The organism is Microbacterium sp. MMO-113 (assembly GCF_037148555.1).
Lineage (GTDB): Bacteria > Actinomycetota > Actinomycetes > Actinomycetales > Microbacteriaceae > Microbacterium.
In genome coordinates this window covers 19,207-44,475 of the sequence record NZ_JBBCTD010000006.1, presented here as the reverse complement: position 1 = coordinate 44,475, position 25,269 = coordinate 19,207, and the positions used below count along the sequence as shown (strand labels likewise).

Genomic DNA, 25,269 nt, shown 5'->3' with positions numbered 1-25,269 from the left:
TGCTCGGCAAGCCCGGACTCGGCAAGTCGACGATCATCCGGCGCATGGCCACGGGCCTCGCCGGCTACGGCGTGATGCCGCTCGTGCTGGGCGACTTGAAGCCGGATTACGTCGACCTCATCAACGCAATGGGCGGGCAGATCATCACCCTCGGCCACGGCCGCGGGTATCTGAACGTCCTCGATCCTGGGGAGGCCGTGGAGGCGGCCGCACGGCTGCGGGAAGAGGGCTTCGAGAAGGAAGCAGCTCAGGTCATGGCCGACGCCCACGGGCGGCGGCACACGATCGTTTCCGCGCTCCTGACGATCATCCGGCAGCAACCGCCGACCGACCGCGAAGAGACGATCCTGGACCGGGCACTGAAGTGGCTCGACGAGAACCACGACGGCGTGCCCGTGCTGGGCGACCTCCTGCGAGTCATCCAGGACGGCCCGAAGGAGGTCCGAGAGGTCGCGCTGGATCGCGGCATCGACGAGAAGTACAAGGCGATCACCGAGCACCTGGAGGCCTCTCTGATCGGCCTCGTCGGCGGCGGCCGCCTCGGTGAGACGTTCGCTCGCCCGACGACGAACCCGATGCGTCGGGACCGCCCCGTGGTCTACGACGTGAGCGCGATCGATGACTCCGACATGGACCTCCAGGCCGCGACCCTGCTGGCGTGCTGGAGCGCTGGATTCGGAACCGTCAACGTCGCGAACGCGCTGGCGGACGCCGGTCTGGAGCCGCGTCGCCACTACTTCGTCATCCTCGACGAGCTGTGGCGGGCGCTGCGCGCCGGCCGCGGCATGGTCGATCGCGTCGACGCGCTCACGCGCCTGAACCGTCAGCGCGGCGTCGGCATGGCGATGATTTCGCACACGATGAGCGATCTTCTCGCCCTCCCCAGCGAGGACGACCGGATGAAGGCCAAGGGCTTCGTGGAGCGCTCCGGCATGGTCATCTGCGGCGGTCTACCGTCCGCAGAAATGCCGCAGCTCACGAGCGCTGTGCCGTTCTCGAACGCCGAGCAGGAACTACTCATCGGCTGGCAGGACCCGCCCGAGTGGGACCCGGCAACCGGACGCGAGGCCGAGCCTCCCGGCCGCGGCAAGTTCCTCGTTAAGGTCGGCGGCCGCCCCGGCATCCCCGTCAACGTCGAGCTGACGTCCGTGGAGCTCCAGGTGAGCGACACGAACAAGCTCTGGCACGACCAGTCTCGTGTCGGCCGCCGCAGCCGCCGCGCGCACGCTGAGGAGGCCGTCGCATGAGCCAGCCCAACAACCGCCGCCGCGATCCCGCGGGCATGTCCGGCCAGAGCCTCGCGGTCCTCGTCATCGCGGGCGGCGCGGCCGTTCTGGGCGTCGGAGCGTGGACGTCGGTCACCCTCGCCCACCAGTGGGCGGGCACCGCCGACACGCTGCCCTCTGACCCCTTCAAGGTCGTTATCGACCTGTTCCGGGGCCGCATCGAGTGGCTGCCGGCGTCGACGTGGATCGCGGTCGGCTTCGCCGTCGCGGCGCTGCTCCTGGTCGCGTTCTACCTCTGGCTGCGCCACGGCGGTCAGAAGAACCGCACGCGCGTCGACTCGGCCTCCCGCTACATGGGGATCGGTCGGGACGTGGAGGCGCTGAGCGAGAAGTCGGCCCGCGCGACCGCGCAGCGGCTCGGCGTCGCTGACAGTGCCGGCGTCCCGATCGGCACGCACCTGTTCAGCGGCAGGCCGCTGTTCGCCTCCTGGGAGGACATGCATATCGACATCTGGGGGCCGCGTACCGGTAAGACCACCTCGCGGGCCGTGCCGGCGATCCTCGACGCACCGGGCGCCGCGCTCGTCACGTCGAACAAGCGCGACGTCGTGGACGCGACCCGCGACGTCCGCGCCGAGCGCGGCCCGGTGTGGGTATTCGATCCGCAGGGCATCGCGCTGGAGGAACCGACCTGGTACTGGAACCCGCTCAGCTACGTCACCGATGAGGTTCGCGCAGCCAAGCTCGCGGAGCACTTCGCCGCGGGCAGCCGTGAACCGGGAGCCAAGACGGATGCCTACTTCGACCCGGCTGGCCAAGACCTCCTGGCCGGTCTGCTGCTCGCCGCAGCTCTCGACCAGCGCCCGATCACGGACGTGTACCGGTGGCTCACCCGCCCGAGCGAGGAGGAGCCGGTGCGCATCCTGGAGTCGCATGGCTTCGACCTGACCGCCGACCAGGTGGCTGGCGTCGTGAACGCACCGGACAAGCAGCGCGGCGGCATCTACGGCACGGCGCAGCAAATGGCGGCGTGCCTGACCAACCGCACGATCGTGCGGTGGATCGTTCCCGAGCTGGGCGACACGCGGCCGACGTTCGATCCGGCCGCGTTCGTGCGCGCGGGGGGCACGCTCTACAGCCTGTCCAAGGAGGGCCGCGGCACCGCCGGCCCGCTCGTGACGGCGCTCACCGTCGCCGTGGTGGAGGCCGCCGAAGAACTGGCCGTGCACTCGCCTGGCGGACGTCTCTCGACGCCGCTCCTGGGCGTGCTCGACGAGGCCGCGAACGTGTGCCGGTGGCGGACGCTCCCCGACCTCTACAGCCACTACGGCAGCCGGGGAATCGTCCTCATGACCATCCTGCAGTCGTGGTCGCAGGGCGTCGACGTGTGGGGCGAGTCCGGCATGCGCAAGCTCTGGTCGGCCTCGAACATCAAGTGCTACGGCGGCGGTGTCTCCGAGACAGCGTTCCTGGAGGATCTGTCCCGGCTGATCGGTGAGCACGATCGCGTGCGCACGTCGGTGTCGTCCGGGACCGGGCACCGCTCGGTGTCCCAGCAAGTGCAGCGGGAGCGCACGCTGGACGTCTCGGAGCTCGGCGCTATGCCAAAGGGTCGCGCCGTGGTGATCGCATCGGGTTCGCGGCCGACACTGATCCGCACGAAGCCCTGGATGACGGGCCCGTTCGCGGAGAAGGTGCGCGCCTCGATCAAGGCGCACGATCCGCAGGGCACGCGGACGATCGCGGAGGCGGAGGCGGAAGTCGTCACCGTCGCACGTCAGCTCGAGCAGGAGGGTGCAGCATGAGCGGTCTGGGTGAGTGGGACGACGACGAAGAGACGTCGTGGCCGGCCGCTGACGGCGGCTCTGAGGCGTCGACGGACGACGCCGGCACCGAGACGCCGGGACCCGGCCCGCAGCTCGTCTACGGCAACGTCAGCGAGTTCGTCGACCAGTTCCTCCGGCACGCCTACCGGCGCAAGACCAGCGGCCGCCTCGCGCCGTGGTGGTCGGGCGAGTGGTGGAAGCACGACGAGGCCGTGATGCGCCTCGAAGCGCTCTGGCGGGCGTGGGAGCACCTGCGCCTCGACCCGGCAACGGGCATGTCCGTGTGGTGGCGCGATCACGCTGACCACCACATGCGGGTGCTCATGGCCGACGACGGCCCCTTCCACGGCTCCCCCGACGCGATCGACTACGGCAAGCCGCTGACGCACGTGGAGCCACCCGAAGGGCTGTTCGTCGACGAGCGAGTGACACCGACCTCCTGACGCAACGAGAGAGGGCCGCACCCACGGGTGGCGCCCCTCTCTCGTGCTCTCAGCGACCGAGCTGCTGCGTGCGTCCCGCGCTGGCTCCGATGCGCGTCTTGCGCGCCTTCGCGGCCTTGCCGGCGCTCACGGCCTCGGACGCCGGCCGCCCCTGGCTGACGTCCGCGCGCATGCGCGTCGCGACCGTCTCCTGGTCGATCTGCTTGCCCTCCAGCTCGGCCGCGCGCGCAGCTCGTCGACCGGCGCTGTCGTAGTCCTGCGTGGACTCCGAACGGGCGTCCGTGGAGGCCTCGCGCAGCTCGCCGGCCTGGGACGCCGCGGCGTCGCGCTCGGCCGGGTCTGGCTCGTGCTGCGCGGCCGCCTCAGCCTGTGCCGCCTGAGCGTCGAGCCGGTCGGCCTCGCTGAGGGTCACGGCGGCGTCTGCGCGGTCCTCCTGCTCCTTACGCCGCTCTTCCTGGGCAAGCCGGTCGAGGCGCTCCGCCTCCAGCCGTGCGACCCACTCCTGCACCTTCGCCGGGTCACCGCCGAGCGCATCGGTGACGATCCCGTAGCGCTCGTGCAGCTCGACCTTCATGCGGTCCTCGGCGCTGCGAGCCTCGGGCTCGAAGTCGCGCCAGGCGCGCGCCGTGGCGAACGTCTGTCCGATGCGCTGCGGATCGTTCTGGTTCCAGAACTCCGCCCCGTGCACCTGCCGGACCTCGGCCACCGCGGCGGCGCGTTCGGCCTCGAACCGGTCGCGCAGGTCGCGGGCCTCGGTGGCCGCGCGCGCCTCCAGCTCACGGGCGCGCTGTGCGATCGCCTGGCTGAGCTGTTCACCGAGCCGAGCGCCGGCCGTGACGGCGACGCGCGCCATGCCCTCCAGGCTCTCTTCGATTCCGTCTGTGTCCACCATTTCCGTACCCTCCTATCGCTCGGGGCCGCGCTCCGGCTGCTTCACGCTCTGGCTCACGCGCGGGCGGGCGGGCAGCTCGGTCGGCAGCGGCGAACCGATCTTGTTGACGTCTGTGCGGCCGGCGCTGATGCGCTGCTTCATCGCCTCCAGTTCGGGGTCGACCGTGAGCGCCGGTGCCTGTGCCGGTGCGGTCGATGCGTACGCCTCCAGGCGGGCGTGCACGGTGCGCAGGTGCTCCCGCTCGGCGTCACGGATTGCCTGAGCCTGGCGCAGCTCACCGTTTGCTCGGGCGGCGTCGTAGACCGCCTTCGCGAGGTTCGCGAGCTGGCGGATCATGATGACCTGCGCAGCAAGCCCCTTCCCGCCACGGGCACCCGACGCGAGAAGCATCGCCGTGCCGGCGAGCGACCCCATGCTGGTCGGCTTCGGCTTGATCGGCGTGCGCCACGTCTGTGCCGATCGCGACAGAATGTCGGACGCTCGGGCGAGATCTCCCGGCTCGTTCTCGATCGCGTTCGACCATGCGGCGAACGCTCCTGCCGTGTGCCGTGCGACACGCGCCCACGTCTCGCGATCCTCGACGGGAACGCCACGCAGCCGTTCGCGCAGCTCGCCCAGCTCGGCGTTCATCTGCTCGTACATCTGCGGGTCGACCTCGGCCGCCTCGCGTCCAGGCTGCACGACGCGACGGCCGCGGTACGCGGCGTTCCACTCGGCCGCGGCATCCGTCGCACCGCTGGGAGTATCGGGCCATTCCGCGCGCAGTCGCGGCAGCGTCAGGTCACGGCCCAGGTGTCCGCCGCCGTACCAGATGGGCCGTTCGCCGGCCTCCGGTCGACGGGCCACGCTGTAGCCGGTGATGACGTCCTGCGTGCCCTCCGCGAACCGCGGCCGCACGATGAGGCCCGAACGGCGCATGCGACGCACGAACTCGCCTTCGCTCTCGGCCGCGGTGGCGCAGCCGCGGACGGTGCGAGCGAGCGCGTACCGGGGCTGATCCGTGCTCTTCTCCGCGGCGATGCGGGCCTGTCGATCAGTGGGTGCAAGCTGCTCCCACGACGGCATCAGCTCGTCGCTGTCGCGGCGCGCGCGATCGTACTTCCACTCGGCCCGCGAACGCGCCTGTGCCTCCTGCTCGGCCGGGTCGTAGCCTCGCGTCGACCGGTCAGCGGATGCCGACTCCAGCTCTTCCAGGCCGTACTTCTGCTCCAGGGCGCGCGCTGCCTTCTGTGCGCGGTGGAAGTCGTTGTGAACGCTCGCCTTCGTGCCGTCCTCGCGCACGAGGTTGACCACGATGTGAATGTGGTCGTTGCCGTTCTGACTGACGCCGTGACGGACAGCGGCCCATCGCGTCGGAGCCTTCGTCCCTTCGGCATCATCGAAGTCCATCAGCGTCACGAAGTCGCGCGCGATCGCGTTCCACTGGTCGTCGGTGAGCATGCCCTCTTCGGCGCGCAGCGACAGCGAGCAGTGCCACACGTGACCGCCGGAAACCTCCGTGCCGAACGCCTGCTTGGTGCGGTCCAGGTGGCGCGCGATCGCCAGGGCGGAATCGCGCCCAAGCTCGGTGTCCGCGTGCCACGCCATGATCGCGTCATCGCCCGCGACGACGTGCGGCTCCGTGTGCTCGTTGTGACGTCCAGCGCCCGCGAGGTACGTCAGCAATCCAGACATGCGATCGCCGCGCACGACGTTCGGCATCATGCGCGGACTCCGAGCTGATCCACTACCTCGTCGATCTGCTCCGCCGTACGACGCACCGCGGCAATGGTGTGCCGCAGCTCGTCGCGCAGCTCGACCGGTACAAACCCCTCAGCGTTGGTCGCACGCGCGATCTGGTTGAGGTTGTTCCCGACGCTCGCGAGGGAACGGTGCAGCCGGAACAGATCTGCAAGCTGCTCACGCCGCGCTGTCGCCGTCTCGCCCGTCTCCGGTGCCATCGCGCACTCGTAGAGGTAGCGCGGGATCGTTACGTTCTGCGCAAGCGCACGACGGTACAGCTCGCCCTCTTCCTCGGGCGACACCCATACCTCGTGCCGCTTCGTGCGTCCCCCTGGGACGTTCGCACGACGCCGACCCCTGGGCGTGCGGCGTTCCGGCGACTCGTTCGCCATAACAACACCGCCTTTCTGATGCCAGCGCAGCGACCCCGAACGGGGACCACACGTCTAGTGTGACGCATCCGCGACCCCGTGTCGAGGATCAAGCCCCAGTTACCCCGGGTAGCTGTATAGCTTGCTCCGTCTGGGACTCCACAGAGACCGCCACCGACGACAGGAGGGGGTGGAAGCGGCTGCGCCGCTTCGGAGCTTCCCCGCGCTGCGCGCGCTCTGGTGTTTGACGGAACCGATACATACACTGTGGATATGGCTAAAATACTCTCCGTTGAAGAAGCAGAAGCACGAGCCAACCAGCTCCAGCAGGAGCGGTTAAGCACCATTCGTGGCCTCGCGGAGGCGCGTCAGAACGTCGTCGACGTGCGCGCCGATGCCGACCGTCGCCGCGCCGATCTGGAGCGCGAGCTGGCCACGCTCGTGAGCGACGCCGAGCGCGCGGACGTGCGACGCTACAACGCCGCGCTGTCGGCCGGATGGACCGACGTCGAGCTGCGCAAGATCGGCTTCGATGAGCCCGACAAGAAGCAGCGCACCCGTAAGCGCGCCGCTCGCAGCACCGTTGCTGAGCGCAACGCTGCCGCCGATGCTGCCGCGGCAGACAACAACACCTGAGCCCGCGCTATTCACACCGTCTCACTGTGGGTATCCCCCTCCCCCTGATGCCCGGATGGTGACACGAGCAAACCCCCTGTCAAGGGCGCTGCGCGTCGCTTCGCGATGAGGCGGAGCCTCACCCCTGACAGGGGGTTTTCTCGTGTGGTTGGGCTGTTATCAGGACAAGGGGGAAGAACGGCTAGGCCCGCTCTGGACCGTTCACAGATGGTCCGCGATCTGCGGCGCTGGGACGTGCGACTGCGGCACGCTGTTGCGTGCGTGCCACGGCCGTGTCGATGAGCGCGGCGCTGCGCGAGCTGCGGGACTTGTCGACCTCGACCGTCGCCTGCGCAGCACGCCCCTCGGCGTCCGCTGCGCGCGCCTCTTCGGCCGTCGTGCGGAACACTCGGTAGCGACCGACTGACGGGCACTGCTCGGCCAGCGCGCGTGCTGCGGCCTCCGGCTTCGACCGGCCGCCAGGTCCGTCGAACACGTCGCGCGCGTACTCGCTGGGAACCCATCGGCCGCCGAGCGAGTCACCGCCCTCCAGGGCGGTCGTGTAGGCGTGCTCCCAGCGACCACGGATGCGCTCTTCCGACAGCTCGTAGGGCACCTCGACGTCGATCACGCGCACGTCGTAGCCGGCGTCCGTGAGTCGCTGCCCGAGCGCGAGGGCGTCGGCTTCGTTGCTGAGAACGGTGTCGATCACGATGTTGTCGCCCGCGGCGATCGCGTCCGCTCGCAAGCTCTTGGCGAGGTAGGACGATTCCTCGTGCACGAGGGATGCCAGCTCCAGCGGGTAGAACCTCTCCCCCTGCGCCTCGCGCTCCCGAATGGCGTCGGGCATGAGCCACTGGTCGTAGCTCCCATCCGCCTGCGCCTCGCGCAGGAGGGACCGCTTGAACTCGTCCGCGTCGATCACAAGGTACTTGCCCCGATGCTCGCCAAGCACGTCGGCCAGGACGGTGCTCTTGCCGGCGCCGGGAGGGCCGGCAAGCACGATCGCACGGCGCTGCTGCTCGACGTCGGGAGCGGCGTCACGGGCCTCCTGGAGCAGGCGCGTGTGCAGCCGTCGACGCGACGGCGTGACTTCGCCCTCGATCCACCAGGCGGGGTTGTTCGTCGTCGCTGTGGCCGCGTTAGGCGCGAGTGCTTGTCCAGGCTTGGACAGCTCGCGCACCGTGTGCATGTGGCGAGCGACTGCATCGGAAACCACGCGCTACGTGTCCCGTCGCGCCTGGTTTGGGACCTCGCGAGCTGAAAGATCCACGACCTCGGCGTCGCGCATCAACGTGTCGTACGCGTCGTCCGTTGTCATGCGCTCAGTGATGTGGAACTCGAACTGAGAGATACCGCTGTAGTCCGCCGTCGACGAGCACGTGCGGGGCTCCTGCTCGAGCCCGTGCCGACGGTTGAACACTTCCTCGTAGACGTCATCCTCGATGAGCCCACGACGGGCGGCGTCGCTGACCTCCGACCATGTGCCGGCAGGGTCGACGATCAACGAGTCATACCCGTCCGTCTGCCCGCCTTTCACGTACGGGAATCGCGTGAGCTCGTCGACGAGCTGCGCCCGGTCGATGAAGCCTGCAGCGTAGCGCTGGCAAATCTCGTAGGGAGTCGCGCCCGAGAATCCGTCCAGCGGCATCGACACCTTCGCCGCGGTGCGGAGCGCGCTGAGCACGGACGGCTGCGCGATACCGAGCCACTTGGCAATCTCTCGCTGGCTGTACCCACGCTGGTCCAGGCGGCGCAGCTCGCGCCGGTAGTCCAGCTCGTCCATCTCCTTCCGGCGGCGCGCGAGCACTGCCGCGCGCGCCTCGGCCGGAACCTCTGCGATCGTCATGACGACCACCTCCTATAGAACATTCTATCAAAGGATGATAGATAGCGCTATCAGTCCTCGTCGGATGTGACCTCGACCTCATCGTCCGGAAGGGAGAGCTGTCGCGCCGTTTCGAGGCTGTCTGCAACCGCGTCCCGGGGCTCTCCCAGTCGCCAACGTGTGATCGCGGTAGCCATATGGCCGGCGGCACTTGCTCGGTTGACGCGCGTGGAATGTGCGACGTGACTCCAGGTCGCGCCCAGCAGATCGGCTATCTCGCGATCCTCATCACTAGTTCGAATGCGCAAGAGTTCGACAGCGATCGAGACTGGCGCTGCGTGGGGGAAAGTCCGTCCGAGCTTGTCGGTCCCGTCCCAGCGCATCATGTTGAACTCGGAGTTATAGGCCTCGACGGCCTCGACGTGATCCGAGATCCGGATGAGAAGGTTCTCGACAGCTCGGTCTACGTCGTCACGGGCGGCAGCACGTCTCTGCAGGCGGAACGCCCACCAGACCCCGAACACGCCTATGACGCCGCCGATAAGGGTGGCAAGGAGCTGCGGAATGAAGTCGTCGAGGAAGGTCACCCCGCAACTCTCCCATCGAGGGCACGACGCACGCTGGTGGCTCCGACTCCGAGCACGCGCGCGATGCTCTCCCAGCTCTGATGCTCGGCCCGCATGCGCTCCGCCGTTGCGATCCGCTCGGGGGTCATTACGCTTGGCCGGCCGCCTACGCGGCCCTGGCTGCGGGCGTAGTCCAGGCCGCGGGTCGTGTTCTCTCGGATCGTGTCGACGCGGAGCTGCGCGAACACGGCGACGATGCCGTAGAGGGCGCGGCCCATCGGTGTCGTGGTGTCGATCATCGGCTCCGTCAGGCTGACGATGTTGACCTGTCGGGCGTCGAGGTCCTGCAACGTCTCGATCAGGATGCGCTCACTGCCGGCGAGCCGGTCGAGGCGGCGCACTTTCAGGGTGTCCCCCGGCCGGAGGTAGTCGAGGCAGGCAAGCCACTGCGGGCGGTCCGCGACGCGGCTGGATTCGCCGTGATCGACGAACACTCGTTCGCAGCCGGCGGCGCGCAGCTCGGCCTCCTGCGCGTCCGGGTTCTGCTCACGCTTGGAGACTCGGGCGTAGCCGACTTCGTGTGCCATGCCGAAAACGGTACTGCCGATGTTCCGGCGCGTTTCGGTTTCGGCAGGGGGTTTCGGCGGATCGTTTATCGGCGTGTCGTGCACCTGGTCGTCGATGTCGACGAGCCCGCCGAAAACGATCGTTTTCGGCGGGTGCCACTACGGCCACTTGATCGATAATTCAAAAGTGCGTGCAAGAACGATCATTCAGAAAGACGCTCTTGAGCGTGCGCTGACCAGGCCGTGTATTCCATCGCTGAGGTGGTTGGTCTGAGCCCCGTAGACTCAGCTATTGACACCGCTAGCCGTCTTCGGGGGAAGACTCGCAATAATCGTTGTCGCTACGGCGGCTCGCCAATCGTGACTCTTTCTCGGGTCGTTGGTGAGCCGTCGTTCTCGTCGAGTGAGTGCCGACTCGAAGAGGTGTTGCAGCTGTCCGTTCACCCGATGCGGCCCACGGCGACGTCGACCGAGAGCCTGAACTTTCAGCTCAGGCGAGGGCTGGAGCGCTTGTCCCGGGGTCGAAGTGTGTCCCCTCGTGGGGCTCGGGTGTCAGATACAGACCGGTGGGGGCGTTCGCGGTGAAAGCGAGTGCGTCCGTCCAAGCCCGGTTGATGGGCGGCTGCCGGCGGCCGTGGTACTTGAAGGTGATCGAGCTGTGCTCGTGCAGCCACACCGTGGTGCGGCCGCCACCGACACTCATGTCCTCTCGCCAGGTGAAGGGGAAGGGTTCCCCTCGGCGGAGTTTCGCGGTGATAACGAGCTGCAGGTGTATGAGGGCACGGTCCTCGATCTCCGCTTTCTGATGCCCCTCGTAGATGAACGTGCCCATGGTGCGCCTTTGCTCTGTCTCCCCGGGCGACAGCGCCCGTGATCGCAACCGGATTGGCAGCGATGCGGAGACACTTAGCGTCCCACTGCTGGTTCGCGAGCAACACCCCCAGGCGTTCCATCGCTGCAAATTGGAGTCCAACAGCAGCGAGTTCGGACCTAGACGTTTGTCTATAGTGGGTTAGCTACAAGTCCACATCGGCGTGTGTGACGCATCTTTGTAGCCGCACCCCAGCGGACGTGCCCCGGCGGCCCCGGCCTGACAGGATGGTGAGGTCTCCCGACGGTGGGCTGCGCTTTCTGGCACCACTTCTGGGGAGTCGGTGGACCGGGATCTGGGGATACCGGGAGCAGTCAGCGCGTGCCCTCCGCTTGCGCGGAGTGAAAGTCGATCCCCCTCATACGCCCCCGCGCATGAGGGGGATCGACTTTTATCCGCAAACCCCTAGAAGGGTCCGGCGACCTCCACGAGGGCTGGGGTCCGTGAGGGGCCACCGGTAGTACCCGGAAGATGCTGGGGAACACCTCCGGTAGGCCGAAGATAGTGCGCTCCCGGATCACCGGAAGAGGGGTTGATCCGGCGCGCGGCATCCGGTAGTAAGGCCGCCAGATTGCACTTTCAGGCGTCACATCGCTTCAGCGTCAGTCGGTGCGCAATTGACGCCCCGTACGGTGCTCGAGCAACTTCACCGCCAGCAATTCGCCCAGCTCCGGTCCGAAGTGGTCAAGGGCTGCGTGATGCAGGCTCGAGGACGCATCGAGCACCGGAGTGGCGACCTGCGCAGTGCGGGCCATGGTGCTGATGGTGTCGAGCTCTTCCACGACCCGGTCGACCCCGAAAGTGGTGAGGTAGTCGCCGTCGAGAAGTCGGCCGGCATGCTCGTCGAGGAACCGGCTCCCACCCGCACTGTCCCGGAGAAGATGGTGAAGTTCGGTGGGCGAGATGCCGAGGGCCTGGCCGATCAGGAGTGCTTCTGCGGCCGCGACCGCGTGGGCAAACCAGAGTCCGTTGGCGAGCAGCTTCACGATCTGGCCGTCCTCCGCGCGTGCCCCGGCTCGCCGGATGCCACCATCTTTCGCGAGAGCCTCCAGGATCGGCAGCGCCCGGGCGAGTGCGACCTCCTCGCCGCTGACGAAGAACACGAGCGTACTCTGCGCGGCCTCGTCGACCGATCCGCCCATCGGCGCAGACACCACCAACACGTCATGCTGTGCCGCATGGGCTGCGAGATCCCGGGTGACGGCAGGATCACCGGAGGTGAGATCCAGCCAGAGCGCGCCGGGAGGCAGCAGCGGAAGCACCTCGACCATGACCTGGCGCAGCTCAACCGGCCCGGGAAGAACCGTGACAAGGACGTCCGATGCGGCAGCGAGTTCCTGCAGGGAGTCCGCCCACGCCAGGTCCGGCGCCGTCGTCGTCCGGACCGGATCCGCATCGAAGACCTGTACCAAGTGAGAGCCAGTCAACGTCCGGGAGATCGGTTCCCCCATGCGGCCCACCCCCACGACCCCGATTCTGACGGGGACAGCACGGGAGTGAGGGAGGTCCATCCCTGCACTGTGCCACACCCCCATTCGCATGTCCGCAAGAAGCGAGTAGGTTCACGTCATGGGAACACTCGAATACAACAGCTCCCGGCCGCCGATTCAGATCGACGACGAGACTCTCACGCAGCTGAAGATCGTGATCGGGACCAAGCTGCGCCGCCAGGAAAGCTTCATGATGACGTGGCTCCCCCGCGATGAGGTCCCGGCCAGCCGTCTGACGATCTGGATGCATCCGAGCATCCCCCTCATCTTCTCCTTCGACGACGCACTGCTACAGCCTAGCGACCCCGCGCGGATCGAAAAGATGATGGAACACGTCGCTTCGCGAGGTGAACTCGTCCTCGACCAACTCCCCTGAACAGGCCTCACTGCGCCGCTCCTACTCAAAGATTGTCTTGCGCGACCTGGGGAAAGATGGGACTGTTGCTTCGCGTCTGCGACATCGATGGGTGGGGGCACCTTCCTGGGGACCGGTATCTTCGACGCGGTCGGGCGGTTGCTCTCCCTCCCCCAGAGTCTTCAGCAACCACCCGACCACCCACCCCCGTCCCAGTTCACTGAACACGGCTCTCTCTGGTCACGAGCCGCCTGACGCACCTTGGTTTTTGACGGCGCGATTTCGTGCGGCGCCGGCCACGTCTGCCGCTATGGTGAGCGTATGGCGACTCTTCACTACGGTGCATCCGATGATGAGATCCACATCGATGACCGCGCTCTCGCACACCTGAAGATCGTCATCGCAACCAAGCTCCGCCGCAACGAGTCGTTCACTCTCTCGTGGAGGCACCCCGAAGGAGAGCCCGGCGGGCGCTCCACAATCTGGGTTCACCCCTCGATCCCGCTGCGGTTCGTGTTCGATGAACCCGAAGCACCCCAGATCAACGTGAAGTGGGTAGAGCAGCTCATGCACACCGCGAACTCCAGCGGCGGGATCATGCTCGTCGACGAGGTCCTGGAAACACCCGAGCTCGAGGCCAACAACGCCTAAAGCAGATCCCAGTTCCCCGACGCGCCCAGCGACAGCACCGTATCGTCGGAGTCGAACGTCACGTTCTCATCCGTGATGACGACACGGCTGCGCGGAGTAATGAGGGCCCTCACCTGGCGGCCATCGATCGTCGCGAACCGCACGACCCGTCCCGCCGTCGCCACGGCAGCTTCCAGCTGCTCACACAACTCGTCGACATCCTGCGACGGGGAAAGCACGAAAAGAGAGCCATCTATGCTCACGTGCGTCTGCTCCACCGTCCGTTCCCGCATACCCAGCACGGTACGACCGCCAGGGACCATGACAAATAGGGTTGCGCGATCACGTCATGCTGAGGCAGGAGCCAACTCTTGGTCCAACCTCGTACCCTCCGCCGGCTCTGGGACCATGTAGAGGCCGGACGGCGAATTCGCCGTGAACGCCAACGCGTCCACCCACGCACGATTGACCGGGGGTGTGCGGCTCCCGAAGAACTTGAACACGAGATTGCTACCCGGATGGATCCACACCGTCGTCCGGCCCCCACCGATGCTGACATCGTCCCGCCAGGTGAACGGGAACGGCTCCCCGCGGCGCAGCTTCGCCGTGATCACGAGCTGAACATGGGTCAGAGCGCGGTCCTCAATCTCGACCTTCTGACCGCCCTCGTACGTGAACTTACCCATGATCGACCTTCCTGCCGTGTGCATCACCAGTATCCCGCACACGCGTCGTCATCTGCCCCGCTCGAACGAACGTTCCGGCAAAGTCATCAGCCTCCCCGACACGATCACGATCGTCACGCGGAGAGCCACCGGCGGCGGTGTCCGCCTGTGACTGGGTGCGCGTGAAGCACGGGGTGCCCGCCATACAGGTCGAGGCACCCCGCTCGGAGTGGGCACCAAGGAGGGGGACGATGCAACCACTCCGTCTATGACGAATCGAAAAACCGAGTAGAAGAAGCACACTCCAAGAACCCCACATGCGCAAGACACGAACTCGCTGATGCTCGAGCTTCCGCGCCCGATTCGATTCACCACCCACCGAAACACCCTGCCAGAACCATTTTTCGGTGAGCGTTACCGGCGGCTAAACCGAGCACTCAACATACGGCCAGCCGCAAACGATCGTTTTCGGTCGGCAACTATCCCGACGGGCCGGAGCATCGCGGGCCTAGTCCCGATACCGGGTCATGCGCAGCAGTCGACGCTAGCGTCCGACTTGAGTCGCGGCGTCGTGAGACCGTCTTGACGCTGAGGCGTGGCGAAATTCCCAACCTCGGTCGACCGTGACCTGGGTTCATAGGCAGTGGGGTGCTAACTAACGTGTCGCAGGAGGTATTCTTGCCGTCTCTTGCAGTACAGGACATAGTGAAAGCAGAAGCCGATGACGAACGATAGCAATGCTTCGAGCCGTGAGCACTCCGACACCGATGTTCCGACCAACGATTCCGATGGGACAGTCAAGCCCGGGGGCCTGGGGGAAGACAACACCATCCCCACGAACCCCGACGGGGTAGCCGCAGGCCTCTCCGACTCGCCTTCGCACTTTAACCCAGAAGAAGACGAAGCCGCCGACGGGGACAACTGACGCTCCCGACTATCGCCTACGACCGAAGCACTCTCTCTGGTCCGCCAATCGAGCTCAACCCGTCTAGTGGTCGGAGTCGCGCGGCGAGTCTCGGACAGCGCGGGGGTCGGTAGCCCTGCTTACAACGTAAGCGGGTCTACCGTGGGCATACATCGGTCGGTCCTATCCGCATTCACGGATAGCGTGCGTGCTTTGACCGGTGGGAGGGATGGCACGTCATGTCAAAGGAATCCAGCCGGGAGTCCAGAGGGTCATCGGCTGGCCGCCTGAGCCGCGAACTCATTATCGAGACTGCTCTGGACCAGATTGATCGCTCAGGTGCGCAGGGGCTCTCGATGCGTTCGCTCGCTCAGGAGTTGGGCGTGGAGGCGATGTCTCTCTACCGGTACGTGCACGGGCGTGAGGATCTACTCGAGGGTGTGATCGCCCTGCTCCTCGGCCAGTTGACATCGGACCTGGATGACGAGTTGACAGAGCATTGGCAAGGCTTTCTGCAGGATGTCGCACATAAGGTGCGTCAGATCGCGATCGATCATCCGCAGGCGTTTCCGTTGGTGGCGACCCGTCATCCCGCGGCCCCTTGGCTGCGCCCGCCGCTTCGTAGCGTCGAGGTGGTGAACACGTTCCTCAGCGCCCTCTTGGGGCATGGGTTCACCGACGCTCAAGCGGTGGATGCGTACCGTGCCTTCAGTAGTTTCCTACTGGGTCAACTCTTGCTGGAGTCCGCGGTCCGGGGGGCTGAGACGGGCCCGGTGGAAGAACCGCTGGACGAAGGAGGCGCGGATATTCCCGAGCGCGACGGCAGCATCAGCTTGCAGGACGCGCCGGAGGTCCTGCGGCTACGGGCTCTTCTGAGCGAGGATCGCTCCGACGAAGAGTTCGAGGTATCGCTAGAAGTACTCCTCGACCGTCTCGCCCGAGAGCTGACCCAATAGACATGACGTGAGCGCCCAAGGCCGGGCAGACGTCAGCGTTTCCGAGGCGTTCCTCGAGTGGTGGTGTCCTCGGCTGTGTCATCGTCCGGGTCCACGTTCTGTCGGATCTCTCGGCCCTTCTCGACATCCTCCTGCTCCTTTGCGGCGGCCTTGTCGCTCTTGCGCGTGTCGCGTGGCGGGAGCTGGATGTCCTCCTCCGCTGCGATGCCGGCCTGCAGTTGGCGGCCGCGCTCGAGCTCAGCGTCGAACTCTGCCCCGAACAGCAGGGCGAGGTTGGCGATCCACAGCCAGAGCAGGAAGATGATGATTCCCGCGAGGGAGCCGTAGGTGCGGTCGTAGTTGGAGAAGTTGCCGACGTAGAACCCGAAGGCTGCGGTGGCGAAGGCGAGCACAATGATTGCCAGCAGGGCGCCCATGCTGATCCACCGGAATTTCGGCTGCTTCGCGTTTGGGGTGGCGTAGTAGAGGATCGCGACGACCAACACCACGATGAATATGAGCAACGGCCACTTGGCGATGGACCAGATCGTCTGGGGTACGTCGCCGATGCCGAGTGCGTCGCCGATCGCCTTGGTGACCGAGCCGGAGACGACAAGAATGATCGCGGCGATCACGAGCAGCACTATGGTGATGACGGTGACCAGCAGCTGGGCGGGCTTCAGCTTCCAGAACGGCCGGCCCTCTTCGATCTCGTAGATCCGGTTCATCGCACGGCTGAACGCTCCCACGTACCCGGATGCTGACCAGATGGCCAGCAGGATGCCGGTGACGAGGGCAAATCCGGCACCGGGGAATTCCGCGATCTGCTCGATCGGCCCGCGGATCGTGTCAACCGTGTCGCCGGGAGCGACCTGCTCGATGATTCCCAGCACCGCATCGCTGGCGGCTTTTCCCTGCCCAAAGACACCCAGCAGCGAGAAGATCGCAATCAGGCCAGGGAAGAGCGACAGCACCGCGTAGTACGTCAGCGACGCAGCGATGTCCGTGCACTGGTCCGAGGAGAACTCGCGGATCGTCTTGCGCAACACGTACTTCCAGGACCTCTTGTGCAGATCGTCTGGGGAATCGGGCTTGCCTGATGCTTCGGGGTCTGGGGCGTTGCGCGGGGTGGAGGGGGCTGTGCTGGTCATTGCAGGTTCCTTCGTGAAGGGGCGGGCCCGTCGTGTGACGGGCCCGCCCGATTCGTGCGGGGTCAGCTGTCGGAGATGTTCTCGCGAGCGTGCTGAGCCTGGTCTTTCACGTCGCCGACCGCGCCTTGGGCTTCGTCCTTGACTGTGGCGACGGAGTCCTGGGCGGACGCCTTCACGGATTCGACGGACGCCTGCAACGGCTCCTTCAGATGCTCGCCGACTTCCTTCGCCGCATCGGTGACCTCGTCAACGAGAGGCTGTGCCTGCTCCTTCACGGTAGCGGCGAGGTCCTTTTCCTTCGATGATGCGGGGATGAGCGACGCCGCGAGCAGGCCGGCGCCGAAGGCGATCAGTCCGACAGCGAGCGGGTTCCCTTCCGCTTTCGCGACCGCCCGGTCCTTCAGCTCTCCCGCGTGAGAGCCCGCATCCGACAGTGATGAGCCGGCGTCGTCCGCGGCGCCCATCACGCGCTCGCGCACGGAGGTGAACGCACCGCGCACCTTGCCGAGCTGTCGGTCCACGATCTTCGACGGGGAGACCTTGTCGGCCAGGGCGTCAACGTCCATGCCGAGGTCTTGGCGGGTCCGCTCGATGTCGGCACGGATCTCGTCGGGTGAATCGCTCATCGGTTCTCCTCATTTCTCTTCAGCGTTTCGGGGATCTCTTTGAGGGTGTCCACGGTCTGCGGGACGCCCTTCACTTGCTTGATCTGGCTGCGCCCGACCAGGAACAGGATCAGGGCGATGACTGCCCACAGGACCGCGACGACAACGCCGGACCAGCCGCCGCCCATCAGCGTTCCCAGAGCCCACCACAGCGCGACGGACAGGAAGAACACCGCCATCAGTGCGCCGTAGCCGGCTGCACCCATCAGGCCCGCACCCTTGGCGGACTTCGTGGCCGAGTCCTTCAACTCTGCTTTAGCGAGGGCGACCTCCTGGCGCATCAGCGTCGAAATGTCACGGGACACTTCTCCGAGCAGATCTCCGATCGAGGTCGATGCGGCCTTCGCTTCAGACGGTGTGGGGTCGGTCATAGCCGTCCTCCCCCAGAATGTCCGGACGGCTTGCGTCCGCCTGCGAGTAGAGGGGTGTCCCGGTGCCCGTGTCGTTGCCCACCGGGACGGGCACGGACGGGTCTGGGTGGACCTGTCGAGGTGCCGGCGCGGGAGCAGGCGTTGGGGCGGGCGTTGGGGCGGCGTCCTTCTCGTCGGAGGCGTTCGCGGCGAGAGCGCGGGTGAGGCGTCCCACAACGATGCCGCCGATCGCTGCGGCGAGGATGAAGGTGCCGGGCTTACGACGCGCGTAGCGCTTGACCTCCGTGAGCACGGAACCAGGGTCCCGGTCGCCGAGCCAGGTCGCGGCAGCAGACAAACGGCCCGACACCTGCTGGACCAGATCGCTGGCGACGCCACTGCCTTCCGAGTTGGTGGCCATGGAGCCGAGCTCGTTGCTCACAGAGCGAAGGCCGCCGGCCAGACGCTGCTGCTGGGTGTGTGCCTGCTCCGACAACTCCCGCTGGGTCTGCGCGTACAGATCCTTCGCCTGCGTCTTCGCCTCCCCTACGACGGTCGCAGCCTCATCCTTGGCCGTGCCAAGAACGTCCTTCGCCTGCGTCGCCGCCGTGTCTTTCAGGTCGGCGGCTTCCTGCTTGGCAGCGTCCACCTTGCCCGAAGAACCGGGGGTGTTCACGCCCGAGCCGCTCGGGCTGGTCGTCTCATAGTTGTCCGACATTAGTGCTCCTCTCGCGGACCGACCGAACAGTCGGTGGAACCCGTTTTAGACCTACTCCCCCTTCTTCGCCAGGACCCTTGTTCCGAGCAGACTTACGGTGTATCTAGTCCGGGATCAGACACAGACTTACTTTGTAAGTTCGCATACAGTACGCGCCTCAAGCCATCGAGACAACCACCTCCTACACTCTGTTCCTTCGGCTTACTTTCGCCGTATGAACAGCAACGATTCCCCTGAGCCCCGGGAGCCGGGAGCACCCGTGTACGACAGAGACTCCCCCCACGCTGCGGTTCCCGTCGATGCGGATCACACTCTCCGCACCGATGTCCACGAGCGTGAGAAAGCAGAATTTGGCGGGTTCAAGTTCGGCTCTGCGTTCTTCGGGTGGCTGACCGCGATGGGCACCACCGTGCTCTTGACCGCGCTGGTCGCCGCGATCGGCGCCGCTATCGGGCTCGGCAACGGCACCACCCCGGAAGAGGCCGCGGACGCCGCGACAGAGAACGTCGGCGCGACCGGCATCATCAGCGCCATTGCGATCGGACTCGTCCTGCTCATCGCCTATTTCGCCGGAGGCTATGTCGCCGGACGAATGGCCCGATTCAGTGGAGCCAAACAGGGCATCGCGGTGTGGCTGTGGGCGATCGTGATCGCGATCATTCTCGCCATCGTCACCGCGATAGCCGGTTCCCAGTGGGACATTCTCGCGAACCTGCAGAGCTTCCCGCGGATTCCCGTGACCCCGGAGACTGCCACCCTCACCGGCATCCTCACCGCGGTCGGCGCCGCCATTGTTGCCCTGATCGGAGCGATCCTCGGAGGCCTGGCGGGGATGCGATACCACCGCAGGGTCGACCGTGTGGGACTCGGCCGCTAACCCTCGCGATCAACGCTCCCGACGCAACACATTCCCCAACCATCCACCGCACGACAGAAACGAAGGGCACCACTCATGATCAGCGAACAGAACATCGCCAGCCTCATCGGAGCCACCGTCACTGACTTTGACGGCAACAAGATTGGAAAGGTCGGCCAGATCTTCGTTGACCCCACCAGCGGTCGACCGAACTGGGCCACCGTAGCTACGGGCTTGTTCGGAACCTCGGAATCGTTCGTGCCCCTGGACCAGGCCGACGCCGTCGACGGAGATCTTCGAGTCCCGTACGGGAAAGACTTCGTCAAAGACGCACCTCGCATCGATGATGGCACCGACCTCACCGACAACGAACAGGACGAGCTGTACACCTACTACGGAACCGGCGCCGCTCCCGTCGACAACGCACCCGCGGACCGGGATGTGGCATCGACCGACGGATACGACACCTCCGGTCCGACGACCGACGACGCGATGACGCGGTCCGAGGAACAGCTGCACGTCGGCACGGAGCGCGTCGAGACCGGTCGAGCCCGCCTCCGCAAGTACGTGGTCACCGAGGAGGAGACTGTCACGGTCCCCGTCAGCCACGAAGAGGTTCGTCTCGAGCGTGAACCCATCACGGAGGCGAACGTCGGCGACGCGCTAGATGGTCCGGACATCAGCGAGGAAGAGCACGAGGTCGTCCTCACGGAGGAGCGCCCCGTGGTCGAAAAGGAAACGGTCCCGGTCGAGCGTGTCCGCATCGGCACAGAAACCAAGACCGACACTGAGCAGGTCAGCGCAGAGGTCCGCAAGGAAGAGATCGAGCTCGAGGGCGACACCCCCACCGACCGCTGACAACTCCCCGTTGTCAGCCCGCTGAAAGGAGAATCCGATGGGTATCGGAGATGACATCAAGAACACTGCCGAAGATCTGAAAGGCAAAGCCAAGGAATCTGTCGGCAAAGCAACCAACGACAAGTCGACCACAGCCGACGGTCACGCCGACCAGGCCAAGGCCAGCGCGAAGAAGGCTGGCGAGAACGTCAAGGACGCTCTGTCCGACAACTAACAAATCTCGCTCCCTCGTATCCGGTGCCCACGCCCCCGCGGGCACCGGATACTTCTCTGCGAGTGCTCCGTACCGGATGCTCGCGGTTCCGATTCGAATGCAGATCTGACGCGTATCCGGGCGCCAGGAATGTCACGGTTGATGGCGCACCGAAGCACACCTGCCCGTCGATGAACGTCACGGTCAGACACGGAGGCAGGCCGCCAAGGATCGGTGAGACAATGAAGTTTCACGTCACGACGATCCCTTCATTCCCCCTGCTGGCATGGTCCGTGGCGATAAGACCGAGGAGTGCACGGCATGGGAAAGTTCATCTACGAAGGCGGACTGAAGGTCGACATCGAAGATCGGGCACTCAGCCATCTACAGCTCGTCATCTCGGCAAAGCTCCGCCGCGGTGAGCCCTTCGCGTTCACATGGAAAGAAGATGCCAGTACGGGCGGTGGACGGACAACCGTGTGGGTCCATGCCGGGAGTTCACTGGTGTACAAATACTTCGGCAGCCGGCAACCGGCAATCAATCGGGCGTGGGTCGATGCTCTCGCCTTCACTGCCAGCTCGCCCACGGGCCTGTACCTCACCCCCGAACCCGCCGAGGGCACTCGCCTCGAACGCGATCTGGATAATGCATCAGCCTGACCTGTTCACGCAAGCCCCTTAGGATCCCACCCACCGGCTCCTACCCTGGTCGGATGAGCGAGCGCACCGCACTTCAGACGCTTGTCACCATCGACGGGGCAAGTTTCGTCCTCTCCCCGACACAGGACGCGGAACAGCTGTGCGACGACCTAGAAGTGGCCGCCGCCAGCACAGGAAGAATCGTGCGCTTCAAAGATGCAGGAGATCGACTCGTCCGTTCCCTGGTCACGCCCTCCAGTCACGTGATCATCACCGAGGAAGAAGTGACACTGGATTCCGACCAGGCAGTGTTGACACTCGGCCTGTCCGGCAGCTGGGATCTGCTCTAGTCTGCAGCAGCTTCGATCTCAGGGGCATCCAGCACTTCGTCGACGAGCGTGATCCCGCCCGACGAATTCGCGGTGTGCATTAGCTGCTCGACCCACCTGAGACTGATCGGCGGCGGCTCAACTTCATCGAAAGTGAACCGCAGCGGAATCGACGGATGAATCCAGATCGTCGAACGCCCACCCGGATCACCCTCGGGATGCTTCCACGACAACGTGAAGCTCTCATTACGACGCAACTTCGTCGCAATAACGATCTTCAGATGCGCGAGCGCCCGATCCTCAATATGAATCGGATCCACGCCATCCCCGTACACAAGACTGGCCATGAGAACCACCCTAGCGACCCGGACCCACCCCTAAGATCTAGTTTCGGCTGCTGCTAACGGCAGGACCCGCGCCCTCCGGTCATGCCCGCGCCGGAAACGATCGATTTCGGCAGCTACCTAGTGCGCCGGGTTTCTCGCAAGGGGCTGTCGATTTCTCGAGCGACGGGCCGACGATGAAGCTCACGACGAAAGGAGCACCATGCCTACTGGAGACGTTGAGACCTTCCACGAGGACGGCGCGTGGCATAACCGCGTGACCGGCGACAGCTCGACCACAGGCGGCGCGCATCAGACGAAGGAGGATGCCGTGGCCGCGGGGCGCGACCTCGCAAGGGAACGCAAGGTCGAGCACATCATCAAGAACGAGAACGGGCAGATCTCCGAGCGCAACAGCTACGGCAACGACCCGCGAGACGTGAAGGGCTGAGCCATGCCGTTGCCGGCCGGGCTGCGTCCGCCGCTAGGCGTGGCGTTGGCCCGGCCGGCTGAAACGATCCCGGCCGCGGATGCGCTGCCCGGCGGGGCGAGGTATGAACCGAAGTGGGACGGATTTCGGCTGCTGCTCGTCGTCGACGACGACGACGTATCCCTATGGTCGAGGCAGGGCAAGAACCTCACCCGGGCATTCCCGGAGCTCGTCGCGGCGGCCGCGCAACTCCCCAGCGGCGTCATCCTCGATGGTGAGGCCGTGGTGTGGTCAGACGACCGCCTGGATTTCGATGCGCTGCTGCGCCGCACGAACGGCAGCTCCAGCACCGTCGCGAAGCTCTCCCGCGCACAGCCGGCGTCGTATGTCGCCTTCGACATTCTCGCGATCGCCGATCGCGACGCACGCGACTTGCGCCTAGACGATCGGCGCGCGCTGCTCGAAGAGCTGGCGCGGGAATGGTCCCCGCCGCTGAACCTCTCCCCCGTCACGGCGGATGCTGCGGAAGCCGCGCAGTGGTTCCGCTCGCTCGTGGCATCGGGGATTGAAGGCCTCGTCGTCAAGGGCGCAGCGCAGCCGTACGTGGGCGGCGATCGAACGTGGTTGAAGGTGAAACACCATGACACGCTCGACGTCATCTGTGCGGCGGTGATCGGGTCGCGGGAGCGGCCCGAAGAACTCGTGATCGGCCTGCCGGTAGACGGTGAGCTGCGGATAGTGGGTCGCTCTGCGCACCTGGCCACCAGCACCGCGCGGGAACTGGGGCGATTGATGCGCGAGTCTGCGGAGCCGCACCCGTGGCCGCAGGAGGTGAAACCCGGGACCCTGAGCCGCTTCAACCGGTCGGGGAGGGAACCGGTACGACTGACGCTCATTCAGCCGCTCGTCGTCGAAATCGCGGCGGACGTAGCGATGACGGGCAAGTCCTTCCGCCATGTTGTGCGGTTCGTCCGCGCCCGGCCGGAGATCCCCGTGGCGGAAGTCGAGCCCTCCCGCTGATCCAGGGTCACCAGACGTCGACCACGCCGCCTCCGTTGTCGCGTTGCGCGCTATGGTCGGGCCATGAATTGGTTTATGCGGTGGTGGCGGGGCGAGAAGGCGGGCGGGGACGCGAAGCCAACCACTCGCACGTACTCACTAGGAGAAGTGTTCACTCCCGGACAGCCCGCCGATAAGGGGTTTGTCAGCCGCCCGCTGGAAGAGCAGGACTTGAGAAACCTGCTCGGTGAGCGGGGGACCCAGATTCTGGTGTGGGGTGAGTCAGGTGCTGGCAAAAGCTCGCTGGTTGCGAATGTGCTGAAGAACGAGAAGCAGGCATCAATCACGACCCGGTGCGAGGCGACAACGACATACGAACAAGTCTTGGCCTCTGCCTTCGACCGTATGAACGCAATGGTGCGCACCGGTCGCAGCAATCAAGACACTCGACAGCTCAAGGGGGGCGCTGAGTTTGGGGGGCCGCTATCGCCGGCATCGGTCCACACTGAGGCCTCGTGGGAGGCAGGTCAGACCGAGGACTTTGAGAGAATTGTGCCGGCACAGCTGACATCGGAAGCTCTTGCTGTGCGTCTCGGCTCCAAGGGCCTGGTCTGGGTGATCGAGGACTTCCATAAGGTGACTGCGGAGACGAGAAATCGTCTCGCAGACGCGATGAAGGTGTTCAGCGACGAATCGCTGAACTACCCGCAGCTGCGGATGATCGTGCTCGGCGTGGCGGAGACAGCCGGAGAGATATTGAGGACCCCCTCCAACATGAGCGGCCGCTTGGCTGATATCCCTATCCCGCCGCTCGGAGACGATGACCTCGGGCAGCTGCTCGATAAGGGCAAGGACCTGCTGAACGTCGACTTCGGTGCGGTGCGTAATCGGATCATCAAGCACTCGGTGGGCGTCGCGAGCATCACGCACGCGCTGGCACGCGAATGCTGCACGGCTCTCGGAGTGCTGGAGACAAGCCGCCAGTCGACATACGTGACCTCAGAGGCCCTTGAGAAGGCGAAGACCGCGTACTCCCGCACCCGCGGGGGCACCATGAGGGAAGACTTCGACGTGGCTCTAGAGCTCACGCAAACGAGGAAGTATCACAACTACGCGATCATTCTTCGAGCGCTTGCGTCGCTGCCGGTACGGGGGGCGACGCATGCGCAGATCCTCTCAAAGATTCGTGAGGACCTGCCCGATTACCCGCCTGGGAATCTCACGACCTACCTGCGGAAGCTCCAGACGGAGGAACGCAGAGCACTCATCAGAAAGACGTCCGAGGGACTGTTCCGGTACAACCGCCCTCTCCAGCACGCCTACGCGATCCTGCGTTTCGAGCTCCCGATGAATGCGGAAGAGGAGTTCTGGGCCACGGACCTAAGCGTCAGCGCCGAGGAACAGGCGCTATCTGTGCGTCTTGCGACAGAAGAGAACCCCGACGCTCCGGACGACGACGACGATTAGCCGCAGCGCTCGATCCCCTGCAGTCCGCCGTCGTGAGATAGGGACCGTCTACCAGACGTCGGTCGGGTCCGAGATTCGCTGGCATGCGCCCTGCCATATCCAGCACCGCAGCTTGTCACCGTCGATCGTCACTTGGACGCCGACGGCATCGGCCGTCCAACGCTTCACCTGGACGACGCACCGCACATTCGTATCGCCGAACTGGAGCCAGGCGTGACCCCATATCGTTACCTGCTCGGGAACGATCGTGAGGGGCTGCGCGTGTAGGCGCAGCTGGAGCGAGTCGAGGGTACGCAGCGGCCCGCGCTTGCGCGCCTCGCGTAGCTCTCGCTCTTCACCCCTCTGCGCAGGCAGGTGGGGGTAGCGCTTGTTCGTTCCCACGGGTT

At 65.7% G+C, this 25,269-nt stretch carries 33 protein-coding genes; 16 read left to right on the top strand and 17 right to left on the bottom strand.

Annotated features, from left to right (window positions below; all coding sequences use genetic code 11):
* The 3 genes from WFJ36_RS16930 to WFJ36_RS16920 form a co-directional block, all read left to right on the top strand.
* On the top strand, positions 1-1,247 hold a 1,247-nt coding region (locus tag WFJ36_RS16930), incomplete at its 5' end, for an ATP/GTP-binding protein (protein ID WP_336643803.1).
* Entirely contained in the window at positions 1,244-3,031 is a 1,788-nt protein-coding gene (locus WFJ36_RS16925; RefSeq protein ID WP_336643802.1) for a type IV secretory system conjugative DNA transfer family protein, read from the top strand. The genes WFJ36_RS16930 and WFJ36_RS16925, both read left to right, overlap by 4 nt.
* The gene (locus WFJ36_RS16920; RefSeq protein WP_336643801.1) at positions 3,028-3,495 is read left to right on the top strand and encodes a DUF4913 domain-containing protein; all 468 of its coding nucleotides are present in this window, start codon (positions 3,028-3,030) and stop codon (positions 3,493-3,495) included. Before WFJ36_RS16925 ends, WFJ36_RS16920 begins: the two co-directional genes overlap by 4 nt.
* A gap of 49 nt (positions 3,496-3,544) precedes the next feature.
* On the opposite strand, the gene WFJ36_RS16915 is transcribed toward WFJ36_RS16920, so the two are convergent.
* Genes WFJ36_RS16915 through WFJ36_RS16905 form a run of 3 tightly spaced genes read right to left on the bottom strand, consistent with a single transcriptional unit; the run spans position 3,545 to position 6,501 of the window.
* Complete coding sequence (locus tag WFJ36_RS16915; protein WP_336643800.1) at positions 3,545-4,387, bottom strand: hypothetical protein; 843 nt, start codon at positions 4,385-4,387, stop codon at positions 3,545-3,547.
* 12 nt (positions 4,388-4,399) lie between these two features.
* The gene (locus WFJ36_RS16910) at positions 4,400-6,091 is read right to left on the bottom strand and encodes a relaxase/mobilization nuclease domain-containing protein (protein ID WP_442927882.1); all 1,692 of its coding nucleotides are present in this window, start codon (positions 6,089-6,091) and stop codon (positions 4,400-4,402) included.
* Entirely contained in the window at positions 6,088-6,501 is a 414-nt protein-coding gene (locus WFJ36_RS16905; RefSeq protein WP_144797853.1) for a plasmid mobilization protein, read from the bottom strand. Before WFJ36_RS16905 ends, WFJ36_RS16910 begins: the two co-directional genes overlap by 4 nt.
* A 252-nt stretch (positions 6,502-6,753) precedes the next feature.
* Between WFJ36_RS16905 and WFJ36_RS16900 the strand changes: the two genes are divergently transcribed.
* Positions 6,754-7,116, top strand: a complete 363-nt coding sequence (locus WFJ36_RS16900; RefSeq protein ID WP_336643798.1) for a hypothetical protein — start codon at positions 6,754-6,756, stop codon at positions 7,114-7,116.
* 181 nt (positions 7,117-7,297) lie between these two features.
* Here the strand turns inward: WFJ36_RS16900 and WFJ36_RS16895 are convergent, their stop codons facing one another.
* From WFJ36_RS16895 to WFJ36_RS16870, 6 genes are all read right to left on the bottom strand, one after another.
* Positions 7,298-8,287: a zeta toxin family protein gene (locus tag WFJ36_RS16895; RefSeq protein ID WP_336643797.1), complete on the bottom strand. Its 990-nt coding sequence runs from the start codon at positions 8,285-8,287 to the stop codon at positions 7,298-7,300.
* Positions 8,288-8,317: 30 nt separating this feature from the next.
* Positions 8,318-8,944, bottom strand: a complete 627-nt coding sequence (locus tag WFJ36_RS16890) for a hypothetical protein (RefSeq protein WP_336643796.1) — start codon at positions 8,942-8,944, stop codon at positions 8,318-8,320.
* 50 nt (positions 8,945-8,994) lie between these two features.
* Positions 8,995-9,510: a hypothetical protein gene (locus tag WFJ36_RS16885; protein ID WP_336643795.1), complete on the bottom strand. Its 516-nt coding sequence runs from the start codon at positions 9,508-9,510 to the stop codon at positions 8,995-8,997.
* Complete coding sequence (locus tag WFJ36_RS16880; protein ID WP_336643794.1) at positions 9,507-10,076, bottom strand: recombinase family protein; 570 nt, start codon at positions 10,074-10,076, stop codon at positions 9,507-9,509. Before WFJ36_RS16880 ends, WFJ36_RS16885 begins: the two co-directional genes overlap by 4 nt.
* A gap of 469 nt (positions 10,077-10,545) precedes the next feature.
* On the bottom strand, positions 10,546-10,887 hold the full coding sequence (locus tag WFJ36_RS16875; RefSeq protein ID WP_336643793.1) for a DUF7882 family protein: 342 nt from the start codon (positions 10,885-10,887) through the stop codon (positions 10,546-10,548).
* Positions 10,888-11,528: 641 nt separating this feature from the next.
* On the bottom strand, positions 11,529-12,461 hold the full coding sequence (locus WFJ36_RS16870; RefSeq protein WP_336643804.1) for an NAD(P)-dependent oxidoreductase: 933 nt from the start codon (positions 12,459-12,461) through the stop codon (positions 11,529-11,531).
* A gap of 34 nt (positions 12,462-12,495) precedes the next feature.
* On the opposite strand from WFJ36_RS16870, the gene WFJ36_RS16865 reads away from it, so the two are divergent.
* A complete protein-coding gene (locus WFJ36_RS16865) occupies positions 12,496-12,792 on the top strand; it encodes a DUF7882 family protein (RefSeq protein ID WP_336643792.1) in 297 nt (98 codons plus the stop codon).
* A gap of 300 nt (positions 12,793-13,092) precedes the next feature.
* The gene (locus WFJ36_RS16860) at positions 13,093-13,422 is read left to right on the top strand and encodes a DUF7882 family protein (RefSeq protein ID WP_336643791.1); all 330 of its coding nucleotides are present in this window, start codon (positions 13,093-13,095) and stop codon (positions 13,420-13,422) included.
* Here the strand turns inward: WFJ36_RS16860 and WFJ36_RS16855 are convergent.
* Complete coding sequence (locus WFJ36_RS16855) at positions 13,419-13,694, bottom strand: hypothetical protein (RefSeq protein WP_336643790.1); 276 nt, start codon at positions 13,692-13,694, stop codon at positions 13,419-13,421. The two genes, WFJ36_RS16860 and WFJ36_RS16855, sit on opposite strands and share 4 nt — an antisense overlap.
* Positions 13,695-13,748: 54 nt before the next feature.
* Positions 13,749-14,087: a DUF7882 family protein gene (locus WFJ36_RS16850; protein WP_336643789.1), complete on the bottom strand. Its 339-nt coding sequence runs from the start codon at positions 14,085-14,087 to the stop codon at positions 13,749-13,751.
* 700 nt (positions 14,088-14,787) lie between these two features.
* Here WFJ36_RS16850 and WFJ36_RS16845 point away from each other — a divergent pair.
* Together WFJ36_RS16845 and WFJ36_RS16840 are read left to right on the top strand one after the other, a co-directional pair.
* The gene (locus WFJ36_RS16845; protein ID WP_127481605.1) at positions 14,788-14,991 is read left to right on the top strand and encodes a hypothetical protein; all 204 of its coding nucleotides are present in this window, start codon (positions 14,788-14,790) and stop codon (positions 14,989-14,991) included.
* A gap of 218 nt (positions 14,992-15,209) precedes the next feature.
* On the top strand, positions 15,210-15,926 hold the full coding sequence (locus tag WFJ36_RS16840; protein WP_127481604.1) for a TetR/AcrR family transcriptional regulator C-terminal domain-containing protein: 717 nt from the start codon (positions 15,210-15,212) through the stop codon (positions 15,924-15,926).
* Positions 15,927-15,958: 32 nt separating this feature from the next.
* Here the strand turns inward: WFJ36_RS16840 and WFJ36_RS16835 are convergent, their stop codons facing one another.
* The 4 genes from WFJ36_RS16835 to WFJ36_RS16820 form a co-directional block, all read right to left on the bottom strand.
* The gene (locus WFJ36_RS16835) at positions 15,959-17,056 is read right to left on the bottom strand and encodes a YihY/virulence factor BrkB family protein (protein ID WP_336643788.1); all 1,098 of its coding nucleotides are present in this window, start codon (positions 17,054-17,056) and stop codon (positions 15,959-15,961) included.
* Positions 17,057-17,118: 62 nt separating this feature from the next.
* Positions 17,119-17,682 carry a DUF3618 domain-containing protein gene (locus tag WFJ36_RS16830; protein ID WP_058631421.1) on the bottom strand — a complete coding sequence of 188 codons (564 nt, stop codon included), beginning with the start codon at positions 17,680-17,682 and terminating at the stop codon, positions 17,119-17,121.
* Positions 17,679-18,092 carry a phage holin family protein gene (locus tag WFJ36_RS16825; protein WP_046746438.1) on the bottom strand — a complete coding sequence of 138 codons (414 nt, stop codon included), beginning with the start codon at positions 18,090-18,092 and terminating at the stop codon, positions 17,679-17,681. The genes WFJ36_RS16830 and WFJ36_RS16825 overlap by 4 nt, the downstream gene beginning before the upstream one ends.
* The gene (locus tag WFJ36_RS16820) at positions 18,070-18,789 is read right to left on the bottom strand and encodes a hypothetical protein (protein ID WP_058631423.1); all 720 of its coding nucleotides are present in this window, start codon (positions 18,787-18,789) and stop codon (positions 18,070-18,072) included. Before WFJ36_RS16820 ends, WFJ36_RS16825 begins: the two co-directional genes overlap by 23 nt.
* 214 nt (positions 18,790-19,003) lie before the next feature.
* Between WFJ36_RS16820 and WFJ36_RS16815 the strand changes: the two genes are divergently transcribed.
* From WFJ36_RS16815 to WFJ36_RS16795, 5 genes are all read left to right on the top strand, one after another.
* Positions 19,004-19,666 carry a hypothetical protein gene (locus WFJ36_RS16815; RefSeq protein ID WP_206516654.1) on the top strand — a complete coding sequence of 221 codons (663 nt, stop codon included), beginning with the start codon at positions 19,004-19,006 and terminating at the stop codon, positions 19,664-19,666.
* A 75-nt stretch (positions 19,667-19,741) separates the two neighbouring features.
* The gene (locus WFJ36_RS16810; RefSeq protein WP_127481601.1) at positions 19,742-20,503 is read left to right on the top strand and encodes a DUF2382 domain-containing protein; all 762 of its coding nucleotides are present in this window, start codon (positions 19,742-19,744) and stop codon (positions 20,501-20,503) included.
* A gap of 37 nt (positions 20,504-20,540) precedes the next feature.
* Positions 20,541-20,717, top strand: coding sequence for a CsbD family protein (locus WFJ36_RS16805; RefSeq protein ID WP_082066565.1), 177 nt, complete (start codon positions 20,541-20,543; stop codon positions 20,715-20,717).
* Between the two features lie 300 nt (positions 20,718-21,017).
* Entirely contained in the window at positions 21,018-21,356 is a 339-nt protein-coding gene (locus WFJ36_RS16800) for a DUF7882 family protein (RefSeq protein ID WP_336643787.1), read from the top strand.
* Positions 21,357-21,409: 53 nt separating this feature from the next.
* Positions 21,410-21,685, top strand: a complete 276-nt coding sequence (locus WFJ36_RS16795; protein WP_127481599.1) for a hypothetical protein — start codon at positions 21,410-21,412, stop codon at positions 21,683-21,685.
* Here WFJ36_RS16795 and WFJ36_RS16790 read toward each other — a convergent pair.
* Positions 21,682-22,011, bottom strand: coding sequence for a DUF7882 family protein (locus WFJ36_RS16790; RefSeq protein ID WP_045264356.1), 330 nt, complete (start codon positions 22,009-22,011; stop codon positions 21,682-21,684). The two genes, WFJ36_RS16795 and WFJ36_RS16790, sit on opposite strands and share 4 nt — an antisense overlap.
* 199 nt (positions 22,012-22,210) lie before the next feature.
* On the opposite strand from WFJ36_RS16790, the gene WFJ36_RS16785 reads away from it, so the two are divergent.
* The 3 genes from WFJ36_RS16785 to WFJ36_RS16775 all read left to right on the top strand — a co-directional run bounded on the left by WFJ36_RS16785 (position 22,211) and on the right by WFJ36_RS16775 (position 24,883).
* Positions 22,211-22,438 carry a DUF2188 domain-containing protein gene (locus tag WFJ36_RS16785; RefSeq protein WP_336643786.1) on the top strand — a complete coding sequence of 76 codons (228 nt, stop codon included), beginning with the start codon at positions 22,211-22,213 and terminating at the stop codon, positions 22,436-22,438.
* A 3-nt stretch (positions 22,439-22,441) separates the two neighbouring features.
* Positions 22,442-23,437, top strand: coding sequence for an ATP-dependent DNA ligase (locus tag WFJ36_RS16780; RefSeq protein ID WP_336643785.1), 996 nt, complete (start codon positions 22,442-22,444; stop codon positions 23,435-23,437).
* Between the two features lie 147 nt (positions 23,438-23,584).
* Positions 23,585-24,883: an ATP-binding protein gene (locus tag WFJ36_RS16775; RefSeq protein WP_336643784.1), complete on the top strand. Its 1,299-nt coding sequence runs from the start codon at positions 23,585-23,587 to the stop codon at positions 24,881-24,883.
* 48 nt (positions 24,884-24,931) lie between these two features.
* On the opposite strand, the gene WFJ36_RS16770 is transcribed toward WFJ36_RS16775, so the two are convergent.
* Positions 24,932-25,264, bottom strand: a complete 333-nt coding sequence (locus WFJ36_RS16770; RefSeq protein WP_336643783.1) for a hypothetical protein — start codon at positions 25,262-25,264, stop codon at positions 24,932-24,934.
* Positions 25,265-25,269: the final 5 nt, after the last annotated feature.

Bases quoted from the DNA above. Each gene is read 5' to 3' on its own strand.
- WFJ36_RS16840 (WP_127481604.1), top strand. From the start codon at position 15,210: ATGTCAAAGGAATCCAGCCGGGAGTCCAGAGGGTCATCGGCTGGCCGC.
- WFJ36_RS16830 (WP_058631421.1), bottom strand. From the start codon at position 17,682: ATGAGCGATTCACCCGACGAGATCCGTGCCGACATCGAGCGGACCCGC.
- WFJ36_RS16835 (WP_336643788.1), bottom strand. From the start codon at position 17,056: ATGACCAGCACAGCCCCCTCCACCCCGCGCAACGCCCCAGACCCCGAA.
- WFJ36_RS16790 (WP_045264356.1), bottom strand. From the start codon at position 22,011: ATGGCCAGTCTTGTGTACGGGGATGGCGTGGATCCGATTCATATTGAG.
- WFJ36_RS16825 (WP_046746438.1), bottom strand. From the start codon at position 18,092: ATGACCGACCCCACACCGTCTGAAGCGAAGGCCGCATCGACCTCGATC.
- WFJ36_RS16855 (WP_336643790.1), bottom strand. From the start codon at position 13,694: ATGCGGGAACGGACGGTGGAGCAGACGCACGTGAGCATAGATGGCTCT.
- WFJ36_RS16880 (WP_336643794.1), bottom strand. From the start codon at position 10,076: ATGGCACACGAAGTCGGCTACGCCCGAGTCTCCAAGCGTGAGCAGAAC.
- WFJ36_RS16920 (WP_336643801.1), top strand. From the start codon at position 3,028: ATGAGCGGTCTGGGTGAGTGGGACGACGACGAAGAGACGTCGTGGCCG.
- WFJ36_RS16875 (WP_336643793.1), bottom strand. From the start codon at position 10,887: ATGGGCACGTTCATCTACGAGGGGCATCAGAAAGCGGAGATCGAGGAC.
- WFJ36_RS16895 (WP_336643797.1), bottom strand. From the start codon at position 8,287: ATGCACACGGTGCGCGAGCTGTCCAAGCCTGGACAAGCACTCGCGCCT.
- WFJ36_RS16860 (WP_336643791.1), top strand. From the start codon at position 13,093: ATGGCGACTCTTCACTACGGTGCATCCGATGATGAGATCCACATCGAT.
- WFJ36_RS16900 (WP_336643798.1), top strand. From the start codon at position 6,754: ATGGCTAAAATACTCTCCGTTGAAGAAGCAGAAGCACGAGCCAACCAG.
- WFJ36_RS16805 (WP_082066565.1), top strand. From the start codon at position 20,541: ATGGGTATCGGAGATGACATCAAGAACACTGCCGAAGATCTGAAAGGC.
- WFJ36_RS16800 (WP_336643787.1), top strand. From the start codon at position 21,018: ATGGGAAAGTTCATCTACGAAGGCGGACTGAAGGTCGACATCGAAGAT.
- WFJ36_RS16850 (WP_336643789.1), bottom strand. From the start codon at position 14,087: ATGGGTAAGTTCACGTACGAGGGCGGTCAGAAGGTCGAGATTGAGGAC.
- WFJ36_RS16780 (WP_336643785.1), top strand. From the start codon at position 22,442: ATGCCGTTGCCGGCCGGGCTGCGTCCGCCGCTAGGCGTGGCGTTGGCC.
- WFJ36_RS16925 (WP_336643802.1), top strand. From the start codon at position 1,244: ATGAGCCAGCCCAACAACCGCCGCCGCGATCCCGCGGGCATGTCCGGC.
- WFJ36_RS16910 (WP_442927882.1), bottom strand. From the start codon at position 6,091: ATGATGCCGAACGTCGTGCGCGGCGATCGCATGTCTGGATTGCTGACG.
- WFJ36_RS16905 (WP_144797853.1), bottom strand. From the start codon at position 6,501: ATGGCGAACGAGTCGCCGGAACGCCGCACGCCCAGGGGTCGGCGTCGT.
- WFJ36_RS16785 (WP_336643786.1), top strand. From the start codon at position 22,211: ATGCCTACTGGAGACGTTGAGACCTTCCACGAGGACGGCGCGTGGCAT.
- WFJ36_RS16810 (WP_127481601.1), top strand. From the start codon at position 19,742: ATGATCAGCGAACAGAACATCGCCAGCCTCATCGGAGCCACCGTCACT.
- WFJ36_RS16815 (WP_206516654.1), top strand. From the start codon at position 19,004: ATGAACAGCAACGATTCCCCTGAGCCCCGGGAGCCGGGAGCACCCGTG.
- WFJ36_RS16865 (WP_336643792.1), top strand. From the start codon at position 12,496: ATGGGAACACTCGAATACAACAGCTCCCGGCCGCCGATTCAGATCGAC.
- WFJ36_RS16890 (WP_336643796.1), bottom strand. From the start codon at position 8,944: ATGACGATCGCAGAGGTTCCGGCCGAGGCGCGCGCGGCAGTGCTCGCG.
- WFJ36_RS16845 (WP_127481605.1), top strand. From the start codon at position 14,788: ATGACGAACGATAGCAATGCTTCGAGCCGTGAGCACTCCGACACCGAT.
- WFJ36_RS16870 (WP_336643804.1), bottom strand. From the start codon at position 12,461: ATGGGGGTGTGGCACAGTGCAGGGATGGACCTCCCTCACTCCCGTGCT.
- WFJ36_RS16820 (WP_058631423.1), bottom strand. From the start codon at position 18,789: ATGTCGGACAACTATGAGACGACCAGCCCGAGCGGCTCGGGCGTGAAC.
- WFJ36_RS16795 (WP_127481599.1), top strand. From the start codon at position 21,410: ATGAGCGAGCGCACCGCACTTCAGACGCTTGTCACCATCGACGGGGCA.
- WFJ36_RS16915 (WP_336643800.1), bottom strand. From the start codon at position 4,387: ATGGTGGACACAGACGGAATCGAAGAGAGCCTGGAGGGCATGGCGCGC.